At 41.2% G+C, this 19,424-nt stretch carries 12 protein-coding genes and 1 pseudogene; 9 read left to right on the forward strand and 4 right to left on the reverse strand.

What is annotated here, in order from left to right:
* The first annotated feature begins 90 nt into the window (after positions 1-90).
* From TOL9009_RS0106270 to TOL9009_RS46950, 4 genes are all read left to right on the forward strand, one after another.
* Positions 91-1,395, forward strand: a complete 1,305-nt coding sequence (locus TOL9009_RS0106270) for a glycosyltransferase (RefSeq protein ID WP_029631912.1) — start codon at positions 91-93, stop codon at positions 1,393-1,395.
* A 110-nt stretch (positions 1,396-1,505) separates the two neighbouring features.
* The gene (locus tag TOL9009_RS0106275; RefSeq protein WP_029631914.1) at positions 1,506-1,715 is read left to right on the forward strand and encodes a hypothetical protein; all 210 of its coding nucleotides are present in this window, start codon (positions 1,506-1,508) and stop codon (positions 1,713-1,715) included.
* Positions 1,716-1,881: 166 nt separating this feature from the next.
* Positions 1,882-2,229 (forward strand): hypothetical protein, encoded by a 348-nt coding sequence (locus TOL9009_RS38355; protein ID WP_242055073.1) that lies wholly within the window; start codon positions 1,882-1,884, stop codon positions 2,227-2,229.
* A 180-nt stretch (positions 2,230-2,409) separates the two neighbouring features.
* The gene (locus tag TOL9009_RS46950) at positions 2,410-2,562 is read left to right on the forward strand and encodes a histidine kinase (protein ID WP_186227495.1); all 153 of its coding nucleotides are present in this window, start codon (positions 2,410-2,412) and stop codon (positions 2,560-2,562) included.
* Here the strand turns inward: TOL9009_RS46950 and TOL9009_RS0106285 are convergent.
* Positions 2,549-3,181 (reverse strand): hypothetical protein, encoded by a 633-nt coding sequence (locus TOL9009_RS0106285; RefSeq protein ID WP_029631916.1) that lies wholly within the window; start codon positions 3,179-3,181, stop codon positions 2,549-2,551. The genes TOL9009_RS46950 and TOL9009_RS0106285 overlap by 14 nt on opposite strands.
* Positions 3,182-3,212: 31 nt before the next feature.
* Here TOL9009_RS0106285 and TOL9009_RS43160 point away from each other — a divergent pair, with 31 nt between their 5' ends.
* Positions 3,213-3,446, forward strand: coding sequence for a hypothetical protein (locus TOL9009_RS43160; RefSeq protein WP_029631917.1), 234 nt, complete (start codon positions 3,213-3,215; stop codon positions 3,444-3,446).
* A gap of 224 nt (positions 3,447-3,670) precedes the next feature.
* Here the strand turns inward: TOL9009_RS43160 and TOL9009_RS0106300 are convergent, their stop codons facing one another.
* Both TOL9009_RS0106300 and TOL9009_RS0106305 read right to left on the reverse strand, forming a co-directional pair.
* Complete coding sequence (locus TOL9009_RS0106300) at positions 3,671-4,552, reverse strand: alpha/beta fold hydrolase (protein WP_029631919.1); 882 nt, start codon at positions 4,550-4,552, stop codon at positions 3,671-3,673.
* Positions 4,553-4,617: 65 nt separating this feature from the next.
* A complete protein-coding gene (locus tag TOL9009_RS0106305) occupies positions 4,618-5,643 on the reverse strand; it encodes a J domain-containing protein (RefSeq protein ID WP_029631922.1) in 1,026 nt (341 codons plus the stop codon).
* Between the two features lie 517 nt (positions 5,644-6,160).
* Here TOL9009_RS0106305 and TOL9009_RS0106310 point away from each other — a divergent pair.
* On the forward strand, positions 6,161-6,901 hold the full coding sequence (locus TOL9009_RS0106310) for a dienelactone hydrolase family protein (protein WP_029631924.1): 741 nt from the start codon (positions 6,161-6,163) through the stop codon (positions 6,899-6,901).
* A gap of 162 nt (positions 6,902-7,063) precedes the next feature.
* Positions 7,064-8,419 (forward strand): annotated as a pseudogene (locus TOL9009_RS38360) (CIA30 family protein); the annotation flags it as partial.
* A gap of 270 nt (positions 8,420-8,689) precedes the next feature.
* Here TOL9009_RS38360 and TOL9009_RS0106320 read toward each other — a convergent pair.
* Positions 8,690-9,454 (reverse strand): SDR family oxidoreductase, encoded by a 765-nt coding sequence (locus TOL9009_RS0106320; protein ID WP_029631926.1) that lies wholly within the window; start codon positions 9,452-9,454, stop codon positions 8,690-8,692.
* A gap of 271 nt (positions 9,455-9,725) precedes the next feature.
* Between TOL9009_RS0106320 and TOL9009_RS0106325 the strand changes: the two genes are divergently transcribed.
* On the forward strand, positions 9,726-10,301 hold the full coding sequence (locus TOL9009_RS0106325) for an aspartyl/asparaginyl beta-hydroxylase domain-containing protein (protein WP_029631927.1): 576 nt from the start codon (positions 9,726-9,728) through the stop codon (positions 10,299-10,301).
* Positions 10,302-10,319: 18 nt separating this feature from the next.
* Complete coding sequence (locus TOL9009_RS0106330; RefSeq protein WP_029631929.1) at positions 10,320-19,424, forward strand: non-ribosomal peptide synthetase; 9,105 nt, start codon at positions 10,320-10,322, stop codon at positions 19,422-19,424.

Genomic DNA, 19,424 nt, shown 5'->3' on the forward strand with positions numbered 1-19,424 from the left:
TTACCGACACAGCATTACAAAAAAAGTTCTTTGCTTACAATCAGCAAACATAGTATTTTGCTCACAGAGGCAGTGAATTGGCAAGAGGTTATGGAAGGAATTATATTCGGGGTAATGCTCTTATGTTTGGTAATTTGGATTGGATTATTAACTTTGCGGGGTCAGTTTTGGCGAACAGACCAGCGGCTAGAGGTAGGAGAAACAATGCTAGAATCATTACCTACCGTCTGTGCGGTAGTTCCGGCACGTAATGAAGCTGATTTGCTACCAATTAGTTTGCGATCGCTTCTACGTCAAGATTATCACGGTTCCTTCAGCGTATTTTTAGTAGACGACCACAGCACAGATGGCACTCCAGATATAGCTTTAGGTGTGTCACACGCTTTAAATAAATCACAACAATTACATATTGTTTCTGCCCAAGCCCTACCTCCCGGCTGGACTGGTAAACTATGGGCAATTGAACAAGGCATTCAAGCTGTAGAGACGCGACATGTCGCGTCTTTAGAAAAACCAGATGTCGCGTCTTTAGAAAAACCAGATGTCGCGTCTTTAGAAAAACCAGACTATTATTTGCTCACGGATGCAGATATTGAGCATGATGTTGCAAATCTTCGCCGACTTGTTGCCAAAGCTGAAAAAGATAACTTAGATTTGGTTTCGGTGATGGTGCGACTTCGCTGTAAAAGCCTTTGGGAACAATTTTTAATTCCGGCTTTTGTCTTTTTCTTCCAAAAAATCTATCCCTTTCGCTGGGTTAACGATCCAAATAATCCAACAGCCGCAGCTGCCGGAGGCTGTATTCTAATTCGTAGAGAAGCCTTAAATCGCATCGGTGGAATTAAAACTGTACGACACGCTTTAATTGATGATTGCGCTCTTGCTAACGCCATTAAGTCTGGAGGACTAAGAACTAGGGAAAAGGGGATAAATAATTCTTTCCCCCCATCTCCCCCTCTCCCTATCTCCCCATCCTCCTCCACCGGTCGCATCTGGCTGGGATTAAGTACTTTAACTCGCAGTTTGCGTCCCTATCCTTCTTTAACTACGATTTGGGATATGGTTGCGCGTACTGCTTATACGCAATTGAATTATTCGCCATTGCTGTTAATTTTGACTTTAGTGGGGATGACTTTGATTTATATCGTTCCACCTTTGGGTCTTATTTTGGGTGCCTTGATGGGGCATTGGGGAATGGCATTTATAGGTTTGTTGACATGGCTGCTGATGAGTCTGGCTTATTTACCTACCATCCGCTTTTATAAATGTCCTGTATGGTTAATATTTTGCTTGAGTGCGATCGCTTTTCTCTATACTTTCATGACTTTAGACTCTGCTTTGCGTCATTGGCAAGGACGAGGGGGTGCTTGGAAAGGACGAGTGTATCCCGGATAAACTCATTCGCTCAAGCTTTTGAATCTGGGTAAGCTGATATCAGAAATTTAAATGCAGGTGTGGCAAAAATATAAAGGCTCGGAACTTGAACATGAATGGAATTGGAAATTATGACACCTCAAGAATTCTTAGAAGATTTAGCGCTAGCGGAAACTGACTCACAGAGGCTAGTAGTTTTTGCGCGATACTTGGATACAACGGCGCTAGATAATGCCACGACTCGAAGATGGAGAAGCCTTTCTTACAGTAACGAAATTCAAATGTCGCTTAACAATCTTGCCTTTCATCTAGAGGCACTTGCTGAGGCAGGAGTGCAGTAGTAAAAAGCTTAAACTCAGTAATGCCCACGCTTATGGGGGTTTTATAAGTAGGTAAACATAATTAATTACACAATGTCCGAAGCGAATGTAGCAAAGCGAAATGTTCGCGGAGCGTCTCCGACAGGAGAAGCAATCTCAGCACTTGCGATTGCTTCCTTGCGTCGCAATGACTGTAATTAATTTTGTTTGGTTACTTAAAGAGCGTTTAATTCTGATTGTCGGTTGCGGTCTTCCGTCTTTTGGTGCCTTAATGAGGCATTGGGGAATCGCATTCAGGATAAACTCATTAATGGAGCTAAAAGCCTCATTAATGGAGCTAAAAGCCTCATTAATGGAGCTAAAAGCCTCATTAATGGAGTTCAAAGCCTCATTAATGGAGCTAAAAGCCTCATTAATGGAGTTCAAAGCCTCATTAATGGAGTTCAAAGCCTCATTAATGGAGTTCAAAGCCTCATTAATGGAGTTCAAAGCCTCATTCGCGATAATAATATGTAGATTAGCGCTTCAGCGCTGAAGCGCCGACTAGGACTTAATACTCGTCTCAAAGCCCAATAATTCACTCATGCTACTTATTGCAATATTCAAGAACCAGCGCCAACAAATACTCACTCTAGACATTGCACCCCCTAGCTTTACAGCATTTGCTGAACAACAGTTACACTGTGCCACTATTAAGTAAACCACATCTAAGGCAGTGGGGAGACAAGAGAGACAAGGGAGACAAGGGAGACAAGGGAGACAAGGGAGAGGAATAACCCATTCCCAATGCCCAATGCCCAATGCCCAATGCCCAATGCCCAATGCCCAATGCCCAATGCCCAATGCCCCATGCCCTATTTCCCAATAGATTTGCTTGTCACTCCTTTTTCGTAACGTAATGTATAGACACCCAATGCACGAAATACCCGATACCATAAACCCAGTTGCACACCTGTGGAGAGCATTTTACTCACGTTGGTTTTTGCGGTTTTAAACTGTGACGACGTTAATTGATCGCCATATAAGTCGCGGACAATTGCATCGACGTGAAAATGCAGTTCTGGTCGCCGACGCATCAAAATTAAAATGGCATTCTGAATCGAGTAATCTTGGAATTCTTCTAGTAAAGGTAAAGTTCCGGGTTTTCTCACAATGGTCAATTTGGGAATGTCAGAAATGTCCGGTTCGTTTTTGACAAGAGCGGTAGAATCAACTAGTTGAGAAGCTGTCTGTTCGGAATGCTCAATTTCGGAGTGCTCAACTTCATCTTGACTATTCAAGAGCACAGCTGTACTTGAGGTTGAATCAGATATACGTCTTTGAGGTTGATACATTTGCTCTTCTAGGGCGTACCCTGATATTAGAGCTTCTAGAGTAGTAATCTGCTTGCGGACTAATGATAGACGACGTTCTAACTCAACTACTTCTAAGACGTAGCGATCGCGCTCTGTTTCGAGTAAACTCAGAATCTCAGACAACTCAGACATAAAATTACTATTCAGTGAAAGGAACAAATCGGTGGAATCTAAGGAAGTTTTTGTCAAGGCTCACGTTCGTGTGATTAAGCAAAAAGTGTATCGCTTTGTCTGTAAATCATGCAATCTGGTGGTTGAACGCACTTGCTTTCCATCACAACCCTTGTATTGCGATCGCTGTCGTCCTCCCAAACTAAAAGTCCAAAAACCTCCCACCAAGTCAATCAAATCCAAGAAGAAACCCAAAACAAAAGAATCCGTGTATACCAGTCAGTGATGAAAAAGATGGGTAAGGGGTAATGGGTAATATGAGAAAGAGGGGGAAAGGGGAAAGGGGACTCATAAACCCCATATTTAATGCGGAGGGGCTTTATACCATGTAGGGAAAAGTTTTTTCTTCTTCCTTTACCCCTTGCCCTTTCCCCTTTTGCCCTTCTTTGTAAAGAATTGTCCCCCACTCCCCCCATCTCCTCATCTTGCCACCTTACTTCACGTCATTGCCTAAAAATAGCGCTGTAACAAACCAATCATCACCTCTGGTAATTCTAAATGTGGCAGGACTCCGGAAGATGCGATCGCCTGAAAATCTCGAATTGCATCTGTATTTAGATTTGCTAATCTTCGTCCTAATTTGACGCTGGTAAATTGTGCTTTTTCACCCCAAAACATCACAGTTGGAATTCTCAGTTGCTTAATATACAAACTTAAGTCAAAATAAAGGTCGCCGCGTAAAAATGCCAATGCAGCAAACTTAGCATTGAATTGTTGTGCGGAAGTTAAATAAGCCTGTACCATTTCTTCCGATACCCGTTCGGCTTTAGCAAACAAAAAGTTTTGTAAAAAATTCCGAACTGCGATTTCATTTTCAGCACCAAGGGCATATATTAAATTATCCAAAAGTGGCGTATTAATTAACCCAAGTGGAAGTCTACGTCCGGCACCTTGCCCAAAGTCATCAAATCCAGAAGGACAAACGAGAAACAGTGCTTTAAATAATTCAGGTTGTTGAATCGCAAGACGCACTGTCAAAGCACCTGTCAGAGAAGCTGCGATCGCAGTTACAGGAGTGTTACAAGTTTGAGTGATAAATTGAGCGATCGTATTTAAATAATCGCTGATTTGATAATCTCGCACTGGATGAGCAGAATCACCCCAACCAATTAAATCTGGTGCCAATATCCGGTAATTGGCGGCAAAAGCAGGGTAAACTTTAGACCATTCATAAGCAGATGCTCCACCACCAAAGTTATGCAAAAACAGTAGCGGTGGTAACTCAATGTCAGCCATTAACCAAGGTGGAGTGGTTTGCGTATAGTAAACCATTCCTCCCAAGGAAGTATTGACGACTTTATGCCCAAAACCAGGAGGTTGAAATCGAAGCATAATGTACTACTCTGATGAATTTATATTTCCAGTGATTTAGAGGCAAAAATATCTAATTTTATATTTTATTCACCCATTTCTTCTAACATCTGATCGAGAAAATCTTCAATCATACTCTGATTTAAAGAACTCAGAACAGCCGGACCTTCGAGAAACTCTTTAATAGTCATCTTTGCCGAGTTAAAGTCTTTGACATAATCGCGTATTTCTGATATGATTTTAATCTGAGACTCAATTTTTAATGATATTTCATCAATTGGGTCAAATCCTTTTTTCTTGACTTTCTTGCATTCGGAAACCATTGCGCCTTCTGGAGTATTCTTAAAGCTGCGAAGTTCTTTTTTTAATGTTTCGTATTGATTTTTGAGGAATTCATTCTGCTGTTCTAAACGATTACATTTTCTTGTTAAATCATCTTCACTGTTGCTATCAATAATTTCTCCTACCTCATGTTTCTTTTCAATTTCCAACAGTCGTGCTAAATCTCCTTCTTGGTAAGCTTTGTTAATTTCTTTCATTATCTCGGTATGACGCATTTGCGTTTCACTGTCAGTGGCTTTATCCGGGTGAAAGATTTCGGCTAACCGCAAAAAGTATGAACGAATCTTTTTTGATTCCTCGGTTCTAGCAGCGGAGGGTGATTCTATTTCAGGTTGTTGTTGACGGTATTCGTGTGGAATTTCCTTTTCTTCTTCGTGGGGTTCAAATAGTTCGTCAAATTCTATATCTTCGTCGTCGTCATCGACTTTTTGACTGATGATTCCTGCAAGTTGAAGATTGCGGTAAATTTGTTCAATTTTGTGTCTGGTTTGTTTTGCAAGTTTTTTCTTAGTTAGGATTTCATTAAATAGAGCATGAATTTCTTCATCAAGAGCATTTATTTTTTGAAATTTGGGAGTAGTGCGCTGATAAATTTGTGTAGCAATAGAGCGCATCTGCTCAACAAAGTTATTCAGTTCGGTGCGTTTTTTCTTAATTTGTGTTAAGAGACGTTGGTGTTGTCCTTCCAGTCCCTCTAGGCGGACGTGGACGGTGGAAGGTGCTAGAGTTGTGGTGGTAGCGCGTTTCGGTGCTGAGGTTCGACGAGGCATAAAAGCTATGAGTTAATTTAAGGTGTAAGTTAACTAGATTGGGCTTTTTGTTTTGACTAGTGTAGCAAATTTATGTTACTTAGTTCGCTGATTATTTATACCTGATACGCCAATTTTACGAAAGTGACAAAAAAGTTAAGTCTCATTTGTGGTTTATTTAAATTAAAAATGCTGTCAAATTATATCTGTTAAACCTTCCGAAAACTAAATAAGGTTCGGAAGTAGAACATAAAAATTTAGATAAAAGTATGCTAATAAAACTTACATATAGAAAGAAAGGAAAATAATTAAAGAATGCATTCATTTGCATCACAATATTAAGGTATTCGCGCATTCTAAGAGGATGTTTCAAAGGTGGTGGCTGATGTATCAAAAATTTTAGATCCTCCTAAATCCTCCTTTTTAAGGAGGACTTTGAGAAGGTTGTTCCTTAAAAAAGGGGGTTAGGGGGGATCTCGATACAACCGTAGACTTTTCAAACATCCTCTAACCAAGTTGTGTAACAGGAGACAAAAAAGTGCAAATCACTAAACGCAATGTAGAGTTAAGAATTGATGACAGTTTAATGCGTGTTTATCTAGCAGCACCGTCTTCCCCAGGAGTTTATCCAGGGATTATATTTTACAGTGATATTTATCAGTTAGGCGGTGCAATGATTCGTCTAGCTAACTATTTAGCAGGATATGGCTATGTGGTAGCAGCTCCAGAAATTTTTCATCGAACTGAATCAGTTGGTTTGGTTATTGAACCAGACGATATTGGTCGGATGCGGGGTAATGATAATGCTCGTAGAACAGCGATCGCAGATTATGATGCTGATTGCCGTGCTGTGATAGAATTCCTCAAGGCAGAAAGTTCGGTTTCTTCTGACAAGATAGGCACTCTCGGCTTTTGTATTGGTGGACATTTAGCTTTTCGGGCAGCCTTTGAAACCGAAATTAAGGCAGCAGCCTGCTGTTATCCTACGGGTATTCCCAGTGGTAAACTGGGTAAAGGGGTAGCTGATACAATCAAGCGGGTAAGCGAAATCAAAGGGGAAATGCTAATGGTGTTCGGTACTCTTGACCCCCATATCCCAGACTCTGACCGGCAAACTTTAATTAAAGCACTTGAGAATGCTGGTATACCTCACCAAGTATTCTTGTATGAAGCGGAACATACTTTCATGCGTGACGACGGTTATCGCTACGATTCTGCTGCTACTACCTCTGCTTGGTCGGAAATAGTCGCTTTCTTTGCGCGGATGTTTGCAGTCTAAAGAAAAAGCAAGTTTTTTACTCGTAGTAAGCACTTTAGTCGTTCAAATAAGCGCTTCAGCGCTTACTACCAGCCTATATTTAATTTATCTTTGAGGTTTGGAGATAGATCTGCGCTCCTTCATCTGTCGTGCCAACGATAATAAAGATAAACCATTAGGAGAAAAAGCATGAGTGCAATACTGGTAGCAGGTGCAACGGGTGGTGTAGGTAAGCGTGTAGTGCGACGACTGCTGGAAAAAAATTATCAAGTGAAATGTCTCGTCCGAGATATCGACAAAGCACGAAATATTTTAGGTAATGATGTTGACTTAATTGTTGGGGATATTACTAAACCGGAAACTTTGACTTCCCTGGTAATGAGTAATATTGAAGCTGTGGTGTGTTGTACAGCAGTGCGAGTCCAGCCTGTAGAAGGAGACACCGCAGATAGAGCCAAATACAATCAAGGCATCAAATTTTACCTACCGGAAATAGTCGGTGATACTCCTGAAAACGTGGAATATCAAGGTGTGAAAAACTTGGTACAAGCGGCAGCTAAATCTCTGCCAAAACCGGTCGAAAAGATAATATTTGATTTCGCAAATATATCAGATGAGTTGAAGAATACTTGGGGTGCATTGGATGATGTAGTTATGGGTGGTGTGAGTGCAAGTAATATGCAATTTGTGGAGGATACAGCTTTATTTACTGGCAATGTTTCCACCGCAAATTCTGGAGGTTTCGCTTCAGTGAGAACTACAAATTTCACTCCACCTTTTAATTTATCTGGTTACGAGGGTATCGAATTGCGCGTTAGAGGTGACGGTAAACGTTATAAAATCTTTCTGCGGACAGAAGCAGTATGGGATGGCATTGGTTACGGCTATTCTTTCGATACTGTGGCAAATACTTGGATAGATGTTCGCATTCCGTTTGCCGATTTGATTCCGGTATTTCGGGCAAAAACTGTTAAAGATTGTCCCCCAATTGAGAAGAGCAAAATCCGCTCCTTTCAATTGATGTTAAGTAAGTTTGAATACGATGGTGCTTTAAATTCTAAGTTTTCTGATGGTGGTTTTTCTTTGCAGTTACAATCAATTAAAGCTTATTACGGGACAAATTTACCACAGTTTGTTCTTGTGAGTTCAGCCGGTGTAACTCGTCCCGGAAGACCGGGAATTAATTTAGAGGAAGAACCACCAGCAGTCAGATTAAATGAACAATTGGGGGGAATTCTGACTTGGAAGTTAAAGGCAGAAGATAGTTTAAGGGAAAGTGGAATTGCTTATACAATTATTAGACCTTGCGCGTTAACTGAAGAAGCTGGAGGAAAGGAATTAATTTTTGAGCAAGGTGATAATATCAGAGGTAAAATCAGCCGTGAGGATGTAGCTGAACTTTGCGTGCGATCGCTACAATTTTCAAATGCATGTAATGTCACCTTTGAGGTGAAACAGAAAGAAGATAACGCTAATTATATCGATTGGCAGAGGTTATTTTCTCATCTGCAACCTGATAAAAAAATGCCCTTACCCTAGAAAGGGTCATAATATATAGATTTACCTATAGCACTTCTCGGTTGATTGAGATACAACTAAACCTCACCCCGATAAAGCTGCGCTTTATCTCCCCTCTCCTTAGTAAGGAGAGGGGTTGGGGGTGAGGTTTTCTTCTGTACTTCATCCACATGGGAAACGCTATAGTACAGTACCGCATAAATAAACCACCTATTCCAGATAGCCAAAAAGACTGCCCTATAAACTTTTTGACTTTTGACTTTTGACTTGCGATACTAGGTTTTTTGCGGGTTAAAATCGGGCACCGCCATCTACATCTATAACGCTACCAGTAAAATAGTCGCATTCAATAATAAAGCGCATTGCCTGCCAGATTTCATAAGGTTCAGCTATGCGACCAAGGGGTATTTGGGCTGTCATTTGGGCTAAAGCTTCTGGAGATACCCGACTGAGAATTGGGGTATTTGTCAATCCAGGTGCGATACCTGCTACCCGAAATCCAAAGGGTGCCAATTCTAAAGCCCATGTGCGTGTATCTGCATCTAGTCCTGCCTTGGAAGCACTATAATTCGACTGACCGGGATTGCCTGATCTTGTGACAGAGGAGATATTGACTATCAAACTTGAAGCAATATTTCTCTCAATTGCCGCAGCTGCAAATTCTCGTGCCATCAAAAACGCACCGGTCAAATTCACATCAATTACCCGCTTCCATTGTGCTGTCGGCAATTTCCGTAGCCAACCTTCTTCGTCGCGTGTAACTAGTAACCCATCACGGAGAATACCCGCATTATTGACTAATGTATTAATATCTTCTATCTTTTCAAAAGCTTGGGTAATAAAATCCTTGACCGATGTTTCATTAGCTACATCTAAATGAATACCGTAAATTTTACCGGGTAGTCCCACGTTTTCTGTTTCCAGTTCTTTGAGAGAGTCTACATCCAAATCACCACCAACCACTTGAGCTCCCGCACGCGCTAATTCTAAGGTGATGCAACGTCCAATTCCACTGGCTGCTCCAGTAACTATTGCGCGAATATTTTCTAGTTTCATATTAATTTTTCAAATTTCAGGGAGTTGAGTATTGAGAATTTCTGATGATACTTGTATAAAAAAACCTCAATTCAGTGTATTTTATGTAGTCAAACGTTCGCTCCACTACGAAAAATACATTAACATAGTATTTTATTATCTAAAAGTGAATCATTCATAGGCAAGGTAATTGTGTAACTTTTAGACTTAGGTCATACAACATGTTAAAAGCATGGTAGACTACTCAAGGTTAATTTAAAAACATCCAACTAGGACTAAGATACTGGAAAAAATGTTTTTTGAATCAAGTGATTTTGAATTTGCAACCTCTTTAGAAGCAAATTGGTTAACTATCCGCCAAGAGTTAGAGCAACTGCAACCCAAAAACTTTATTGACTGGCCAGAAAAAAATATTTACAACCAAGGATGGGAGGTCTTTGGACTGTATGCTTTTGGTCAAAAGATAGAGGAGAATTGCCGATTGTGTCCCCAAACAACTAAGTTAGTTGAAACGATACCGGGTATGATGACGGCGGGGTTTTCTTCCTTGGCTCCTGGAACTTATATTGGTCCTCATTATGGAGTGACTAAAGCAGTGTTGCGCTGTCATTTGGGCGTGATTGTACCCGATGAATGTGCTATCAGAGTAGACAAAGAAACCAGAAGTTGGCAAAAAGGTAAATGCTTAATTTTTGATGATACATTTGAGCATGAAGCCTGGAATAAATCTGATCAAACGAGAATTGTTTTACTCATAGATTTTCAGCGACCTGCATCAACTATAACAGAACCATTAGCCGGCAATCAAGCCATTGATGAAGAGTATTGGTTAAAGATTTTGTCTCAGACTGAAAACACCTCCAAGTAATAACATCAACTGTAAATTATGGAAGTTTATGTATTGCCTCTGTCTTTGGCGCAAAGGCAGATATGGTATCAGGAAATCTTAAATCCTGGTAACATTGCTTACAATATTCCTATTGCCTTGCATTTGGTGGGTAATCTTGACCAAGTAGCTTTAGAAAAATCCTGCCGTCAAATTATTCACCGTCATGAAATTCTGAGGACGACGTTTGCTGTAGAAGATGGGGAACCTGTTCAACTTATCCACACAGAACAGGAATTTGAGTTAGAGCAGAAGATATTAGAATTACCTTTAGATGCAGCAGATAGTATTAGACAAATCTTAGAGACAGAAGCGCAACTTCCCTTCAACCTCGTCACTGGACCATTGATGAGAGCGGTTTTGTATGAGATATCCAACCAAGAACATATTCTGTTAATTAATCTGCATCATATTATTAGTGATGGCTGGTCTTTGGGTATATTTGTTCAAGAACTGACTGAATTTTATAGTGCCTTTATTGAAGGCAAAAAAGTTTCTTTACCAGAACTGCCAATTCAATATGGAGATTATGCTGAATGGCAAGTAAGCTGGTTACAAACAGAGACTATTCAACAACAATTAGCTGATTGGGAAAACACCCTATTAGCACCTTTACCGATTCTAGATTTGCCTCTAGACAAATTACGTCCAGCATCCCAAACTTTCAATGGTGCTGTGCTGCGTGAACCTCTGCCAGTATCCCTCACCGCTGGGGTGGAATCATTGGCTTCATCAGAAGGTGCTACCTTTTTCATGGTGGCATTAGCAGTTTATCAAGTTTTACTATTTCGTTATTCTGGTCAAACTGATATCATCGTTGGTAGTGCGATCGCTAATCGTCAACGTAGTGAAATTTCTCATCTCATCGGTTGTTTTATTAACAGTTTACCTTTACGTGGCGACCTCTCTGGTCAGCCTACATTTAGAGAATTTCTCCAACGGATATCTAAAACTTGTATAGCAGCTTACGCCCTTCAAGATGTTCCCTTAGAACTTTTAGTAGATAAACTGCAAATCAAACGCGATCCTAGTCGTTCGCCGATTTTTCAAACCCTGTTTGCCCTACAAAATGCACCCATCGGCGAAATTAAGTTACCAGGACTCACTGCTACACCTATATATATAGATAATGGCGGCGCTAAATTCGACCTCAGTCTAATGTTAGAACCATCTGGCGCAGGATGGCAAGTTGCACTGGAATATAATACTGACTTGTTCACCACAGAAACAGCCCAGAGGTTATTAACGCATTATCAACAACTGTTAATTAGCATTGTTAGTCAGCCGGATGTTGGCATTAACACTTTACCGATGTTAACGGCATACGAACGCAAAGAACTTTTAACTTTAGGTTCTAGTAGACTAACTACTGAATGGGAACCGACAAACTTAGTAGAACTCTTTATTAATAGCGCCCGTAAACACCCCGATAAAATTGCTGTCAGCACCGCTGAACAAAAATTAACCTATCAGGAACTAGACCAACACTCCAACCAATTAGCTTATATTTTACAACAAAAAGGAGTTGGGAGAGAAACAAGAGTTGGGATTTTTCAAGAACGAAATGCGGCGTTAGTAATTTCGTTACTAGCAGTTTTGAAAGCAGGTGGTACTTATGTACCCTTAGACCCCCAATATCCCCCAGAACGACTAAGTTTTATCGCCGAAGATAGTGGTATTACCCTACTATTAACCGCAGAGAATTTACTCTCCAATCTACCGGTAAAGGTTCCGGAAATCTTGGTCATTGACAGGATAGAATTTACCGCAGATTTCACCTTCACTGCGGAAATTCTCCCCCAGCAAGCAGCTTATATTATTTACACCAGTGGTTCCACCGGACAACCAAAAGGTTGTTTAGTGACGCACAACAATGTAGTCAGACTGATGCGGAATACAGAAGCGTGGTTTGACTTTAACGAAAGTGATGTTTGGACACTATTTCACTCCTTCGCTTTTGACTTTTCTGTGTGGGAAATGTGGGGAGCCTTATTATATGGAGGAAAGCTAGTTGTAGTTCCATATTTAGAAAGTCGTTCTCCCGAAGCTTTTCGCAGACTGCTACAACAAGAAGGCGTCACCATCCTCAATCAAACTCCATCTGCCTTTCGTCAACTTATACGCGCTGACCAAGAATTTGCAGACAAATTAAGCTTACGAGCAATTATTTTTGGTGGGGAAGCATTAGAATTACAAAGCCTCAAACCTTGGATAGAACGATATGGGGACAACTATCCGCGTTTGATTAATATGTATGGGATTACAGAAACCACCGTACACGTTACCTATCGTCCAATCCTCAAAGAAGATATTTTCCAAAATCGCGGTAGCGTCATTGGTGTACAGATTCCCGACTTATCTATATATATACTAGATGATGCCCTAGAACCTTCACCTCTGGGCGTTTCCGGAGAAATCTATGTGGGTGGTATGGGTGTCTCTAGAGGATATCTCAATCGTCCGACACTCACCGCACAAAGGTTTATTCCCAACCCCTACAGCCAACAACCAGGTGCTAGACTGTATCGCACGGGAGATTTAGCACGACGTTTGACTAATGGTGATATTGAATATCTCGGACGTCGTGATTTACAAGTAAAAGTACGTGGTTTTCGGATTGAATTAGGGGAAATTGAAGCAGCTTTAGCCGCACTCCCACAAGTAGCAGAAACCACAGTTATCGTTTACTCAGAAACTCCAGAAGATAAACGTTTGGTAGCTTATATAGTACCCAGCGGACAGATTGATAGAAATCAATTGCGGACAGAACTAAAAGAGCGATTGCCTGATTATATGATCCCGGCGGCTTTTATATTTCTTGATGCCATGCCCTTGACTGCCCAAGGTAAGATTAACCGCAAAGCCTTACCAATTCCAGATTGGAATCAAGCTGCTGCTAAACGCAGTTTTACAGCGCCAAAAACTGATGCAGAAAAGGTAATTTGTCACGTTTGGGAGAAAGTTTTAGGTTTAGATTCTATCGGAATTGAAGATAATTTCTTCGATTTAGGTGGCGATTCCATTTTAGCATTAAAAGTCGTCACAGAAATGCGTCGCCAAGGGTGGTTATTAACGCCTAAAGAAATCTTTCAAGAACAAACAGTTCAGCGGCTGGGTGCGGTAGCCAAAATGATGTATGCTCCAGAAATAGCCGCCACCACAGCCATAGGTGAAGTTCTCTTCAGTCCCATTCAAAAATGGTTTTTTGACCTGAATATTCCCAATGTTCATCATTGGAATCAAGCTTTACTTTTAGAAGTCCATAAATCATTAATACCAGCAACAGTCGCTTCAGCAATCCAAGTGATTTCCTCTCATCACGATAGTTTTCGGTTAAGATTTGAAAAAGAGAAAGAAGTTTGGCGACAGTTTTATACAGAAAACAGTGCTACTTTTTCTTGGGAAATAATTGATTTAGCATTCTTCACTGAATTAGAACAAAATGCTGCTATGCAGTCAGCTTGCGATCGCTTGCAAAAATCATTAAATTTGCATAACGGACCCCTGGCTGGTGCGATGTGGTTTAATTTAGGAGAAAATCGTCAGCCTCGACTTTTAATAGTTATCCATCACTTGATTATTGATGGGGTTTCTTGGCGGATTTTATTGCAAGATTTAGTGGAAGTAATTAGTGGTAATGAACTTTCACCGCGAACTTCATCTTTTCAACAGTGGAGTCAATTTCTACACACGTTTGCTACCTCCACCAAAATGCAAGCCGAAACACAATTTTGGCTTGATACTGTCAAAGGAGAAACAGCTAAATTACCCCTTGATTTCCCCAACTCTTTGACAGAGAACTTAGAAGCATCAGTTAAAAAAGTTTCTCTGCAATTAACCAAAGAACAAACGCACCGATTTCTCACTCAAGCGAATAAAGCTTATCGCACTCAACCCCAAGAATTATTACTCGCAGCTTTGGGTAAAACCTTGAGCCAGATTACCCAAAATTCCACCCTACAAATTATGATGGAAGGACACGGTAGGGAAGAATTATCTTCAGAATTAGATATCACTCGGACTCTGGGTTGGTTCACTACACTTTATCCTCTGCGTTTGGAATTAAACCAGGATAATTGCAATAATTTAATTAAAACTGTTAAAGAACAATTCCGTTCGGTTCCGCAACGCGGTTTTGGCTATGGCTTGTTAAAATATATTAACCAAGAGACATTGCCAACAACAGGGCAAATCAGCTTTAATTATCTTGGTCAAGTGCGAAATGAAAGCGGTAAAAACAAGTTATTCCGCTTATTAAATGAAGATATAGAACCCACACGCGATCCCGAAGGCTTACGCCCACATATCATTGATATTAATGGCATTGTTGTCGAAGGAGAATTGCGCGTTGATTGGTTGTATAGTTGCAACTTACACCAAGAAGAAACAATTACTCAATGGGCTGATAATTTTCATAAAAACCTGATAGAAATACTCAGCCATTGTTGTGAAGTTGGTGTGGGTGGATATACACCATCAGATTTTCCCTTAGCGCGAATTTCCCAAGGTGATTTAGATACTCTGCAAGCAAGATTTCCGAATTTAGAAGATATATATCCCCTTTCCCCCTTGCAGGAAGGAATGTTATTTCACACAATTTATAACCCAGAAGAAGGGATTTATTTTGAACAAGTAACAGGTAAAATTAGCGGTAAATTTGATGTCGATAATTTTAACTTTGCTTGGCAAAGGATTGTGGAAAGACATCCAATTCTTCGCAGTGCTTTTATTTGGGATAACCAAGACCAGCCACTGCAAATTGTCAACAAAAATGTTGATTTTTCTATTTTACAACAAGATTGGCGCAATTTATCAACGACACAACAAAAAGATGAATTGCAGCAATATTTAATTAGCGATCGCCAAACCGGATTTATCCTGAATCAGCCTACCTTAATGCGGTTTACTGTAATCCGCTTAGATGATTCTACCTGGCAATGGATTTGGAGTCATCATCATATCATTCTTGATGGTTGGTCACTACCAGTCATCTTTAAAGAAGTACTGACTGTTTATCAATCAACCTGTCAACAAGTTCCCCATTCCCTACCACCAGTTCCCCCTTATCGCCATTATATTCAGTGGTTAGAAGAGCGAAATCGTCAACAAGCCAAGGAATTTTGGCGCTCAACATTGGCGGAAATTTCTACATCAACTCGGCTATCTTGGCAATTAGAAACAACAGAAATAGTCACGAATTTACCTGCTTATGCAGAAACAGAATTACGCCTAAATCAAGCCGAATTTGCCCAATTGCAAAAAATGGCAAAAACCCAGCGAATCACATTAAATACTATTGCTCAAGGTGCTTGGGCATTGTGTTTACAAAAACACGGTGCTGGGGAAGATGTAGTATTTGGCGTTACTGTTTCCGGACGACCGACGGAACTTGCAGAAGTTGAAAATATGGTAGGGTTATTTATCAACACTCTACCCATGCGAGTTCGTCTCAATCCGGCTGTTAGCGTTGCGACTTGGCTAGGAAATATTCAACAGCATCATGTACAGATGCGGGAATATGAATATAGCAAACTCACAGATATTCAAAAAGAGATTCCCTTAGCTGCGGGTGAATCTTTATTTGAGAGTATTTTAGTCTTTGAAAATTATCCTGCTGATCAAAGTTTAAAAGAGCAGCGTCAAAATTTTCAAGTTGATGACATCCAGTTTTATGAAAGAACTAATTACCCTTTGACAGTAGGTGTAATTCCCGATAGCGGACTGTTGTTAAAACTCAACTACCAGACAAAATTTTTGTCAGCCACAGCCGCAAACATATTGCTAGAACGCCTGGGAAATATTATGGTAAACCTGGCACAACACCCCGATGAGGTGTTAGGAGAAATTCCAGGTTTATCAGCACAAGAGCGCGATCGCAAAGCTAATGTTATAACTTGGGGAGACTTCCGCACGGCACACCAGTTATTTGAAGCCGAGGCAGATTTACATCCGAATGCAGTGGCGTTAGTTTGTGACGATAAGGCAATTACCTATGGTGAATTAGAACAACGAGCGAATCAATTAGCCGCCATTTTAATCTTGGCAGGTATCAGCTATGAGTCGATTGTCGGCTTATATTTCGACCCTTCAATTAACTATATTATTGCTCTGTTAGCGGTGTTAAAAGCAGGTGCTGCCTTTCTCCCCCTAGATCGCAGTTATCCCGAAGCGCGGCTGCAATTCATGGTGGAAAATAGCCAAACTGCTTTGATTATCAGCGCAGAAACCCCGCCACCTGGATTATTTCCAGATGAAGTCAAAGTTATATTGCTAGAAAATGAGGGACAATCACCCATACATGGCGCTAGTCGTCCTAACTTAGGAGTCAGAGCAGAAAATCTCGCCTACATTATATATACATCTGGTTCCACAGGTAAACCAAAAGGCGTTCTCGTCACCCATGCAGGGATACAAAATCTAGTACGCTCTCAAACTCAGAGTTTTGGTGTCACAGCCGAGAGTCGCATTTATCAATTTGCTTCTCTGAATTTTGATGCTGCTATTTCTGAGATATTTATGGCTTTGGGTAGCGGTGCCACCCTATATCTGCAACGGCAGTTCCTCTTGGGGGAAACCCCCAAGACCGGACTGCCTCAACAAACAGCAAATCGGACTCCATCGGCTGCACTGTGGGAAAAATTAACCGCTTGGAAAATCACCCATATCACCCTTCCCCCCTCCCTGGTAGCCGCCATTGAACCTGCAAATTTACCGCAATTGCAAACCTTGATTATGGCTGGGGAAGCAGCTTCTGGGGATTTATTCCGGCGTTGGGGTGGAGAAAAACGCTCCTGTTTTAACGCCTACGGACCCACAGAAGCGACAGTGTGTGCCAGTTTAATAAATTGTTCCCACTTACTCGGTGAACCAAGTATTGGCAGAGCGATCGCCAATGTAGAAATATATCTGCTAGACTCATTTTTGCAACCAGTAGTCCCTGGTGTCACCGGAGAAATTTATATTGGGGGTATCAGTTTAGCACGGGGTTACTTACATCGCCCCGATTTAACAGCCGCCGCATTTATTCCCCATCCCTTTTCTTTAGAACCTGGGGCGAGACTTTACAAAACAGGCGATCGCGGTGTTTATGATTTACAAGGAAACATCCGCTTTGTCGGACGAAAAGATGCCCAAGTCAAACTTAACGGATATCGCATTGAATTAGGAGAAATCGAAGCCGCTTTAACTAAACATTCAGCGGTAGACAGTGCAGTAGTCATGGTACGCCAAGACTTACCAGGGCGCAAACGACTAATAGCTTACGCCTTGATCCCCAAAGAAAACCCACCTACTACCAAGGAATTACGGGATTATTTAACAGAGGTACTACCAGCTTATATGGTTCCTAGTGGCGTGGTGTTAGTCACAGAATGGACTCTCACCCCCAACGGCAAAATTGACCGCCAAGCCCTACCAGCACCCGAATTACTAACCACCCCGTCCATCCCAAAAACCCAAACAGAAGAGATATTTGCCCAAATCTGGATAGAAGTTCTCGGACTAGAAACCGTCAATCCCCAAGATAATTTCTTCGAGTTAGGGGGAGACTCAATAATTAGCTTGCAAATAGTATCTCGCGCCCGTGCGCTTGGCTGGGAGATTAACCCCAAAGATATTTTTGAAGCTCAAACTCTGTCCCGACTAGCAGCAAGGGCTAAACCATTAAGCCAACAAGTGGAAGTTATCGAACCGTTAACTGGGCTGGTTCCTCTGTCCCCCATTCAACATTGGTTTTTTGCCCAAAATTTGCCCCATCCCCACCACTGGAACCAAGCAGTAGCCTTGAGTATTGATGAACCCTTAAAAATAGATGCGTTAGTGATGGCATTAGATGCTATAATCTGGCATCATGATGTATTACGCTTGATATTCTCTCAAAATCAGGGAAAATGGGAGCAATTTTACTCTGGGGCGGCTGTAAGTCCACCTTTGCGGAGCGCAGACTTTAGCAACTATCCGCCCCAAACACAGCAAGATGCTCTCATAGCATTGGTGGAAGCTGAACATGGGAGTTTCCAGTTAGAGCGATCGCCTCTGCTACGGGTGCTATACGCCACGAACCTCAGTGAATATGGCAACGTCCTGATACTCTTCGGACATCATTTAGTGGTAGACGGAGTATCTTGGCGCATTCTACTGGCAGATTTAAACCAAGCTTATCAACAAGCTATAGATAAACAACCCATTTCTCTACTTCCCAAAACATCCTCCTATCGACAGTGGACTACATCTTTGCAAAACCAGGCTGCCTCGACTGAAATCATCAAAGATATCCCATTTTGGCAAAACATGCTCTCAACTTCTGTAGCGACATTACCGGTTGATTATCCAGTCATCCCTAATCACAACACAGTAGACAGCACAGCTATAATATCTTGCCAATTAACCCCAGAAGAAACAAATCTTCTACTCAAACAAGCAACCACAACCTATCATGCTAGCGTCCAAGAAATCATGCTAGCAGCATTAGTGAAATCCCTCACCGATGCTTACAAAGCTGATACTTGGCTGATCGATTTAGAAGGACATGGGAGAGAAGAACTTATTGATAAATTGGATCTTTCCAGAACAGTAGGCTGGTTTACTTCCCTGTATCCAATTTTGCTCAAACAACCTACCGCTAATGCAGAGCAAAATTTGTTAATTAAAGAAATTAAAACCCAACTCAGAGCCATTCCCCATCATGGAATTAGCTTTGGCTTGTTGCGTTATCTCAGTCAAGAGCCAACCTTAACCAAGGTACAAAAACCCGCCATCAGTTTCAATTATCTCGGACAGACGGACAGCGTAGCCAAAAGCGATCGCCGATTCAACATTAGTAATGCTCCCACAGGAACCGGACTATTTGCCAAACAACAACGTCCCCACCTCTTAGCAATTAATGCTCGCGTCCAAAACGAATATCTCCAAATAGATTGGTCTTACAGCCAGCATATACATCATCAGCAAACCATCAATCAACTAGCAGAAATTTATGAGAAAAACCTGCGTTCATACCTAACAAATTCAACATCTACCAACGCCGCATTTTATAGCGCCACCGACTTTCACCTAGTTGATTTATCAGAAACAGAACTCGATGCTATTTTAGACGACTTAGAATAA

The organism is [Scytonema hofmanni] UTEX 2349, assembly GCF_000582685.1.
Taxonomy (GTDB): Bacteria; Cyanobacteriota; Cyanobacteriia; order Cyanobacteriales; family Nostocaceae; genus Hassallia; species Hassallia hofmanni.

Bases quoted from the DNA above. Each gene is read 5' to 3' on its own strand.
- TOL9009_RS0106285 (WP_029631916.1), bottom strand. From the start codon at position 3,181: ATGTCTGAGTTGTCTGAGATTCTGAGTTTACTCGAAACAGAGCGCGAT.
- TOL9009_RS0106275 (WP_029631914.1), top strand. From the start codon at position 1,506: ATGACACCTCAAGAATTCTTAGAAGATTTAGCGCTAGCGGAAACTGAC.
- TOL9009_RS0106330 (WP_029631929.1), top strand. From the start codon at position 10,320: ATGGAAGTTTATGTATTGCCTCTGTCTTTGGCGCAAAGGCAGATATGG.
- TOL9009_RS0106305 (WP_029631922.1), bottom strand. From the start codon at position 5,643: ATGCCTCGTCGAACCTCAGCACCGAAACGCGCTACCACCACAACTCTA.
- TOL9009_RS0106325 (WP_029631927.1), top strand. From the start codon at position 9,726: ATGTTTTTTGAATCAAGTGATTTTGAATTTGCAACCTCTTTAGAAGCA.
- TOL9009_RS38355 (WP_242055073.1), top strand. From the start codon at position 1,882: ATGACTGTAATTAATTTTGTTTGGTTACTTAAAGAGCGTTTAATTCTG.
- TOL9009_RS0106270 (WP_029631912.1), top strand. From the start codon at position 91: ATGGAAGGAATTATATTCGGGGTAATGCTCTTATGTTTGGTAATTTGG.
- TOL9009_RS0106300 (WP_029631919.1), bottom strand. From the start codon at position 4,552: ATGCTTCGATTTCAACCTCCTGGTTTTGGGCATAAAGTCGTCAATACT.
- TOL9009_RS0106320 (WP_029631926.1), bottom strand. From the start codon at position 9,454: ATGAAACTAGAAAATATTCGCGCAATAGTTACTGGAGCAGCCAGTGGA.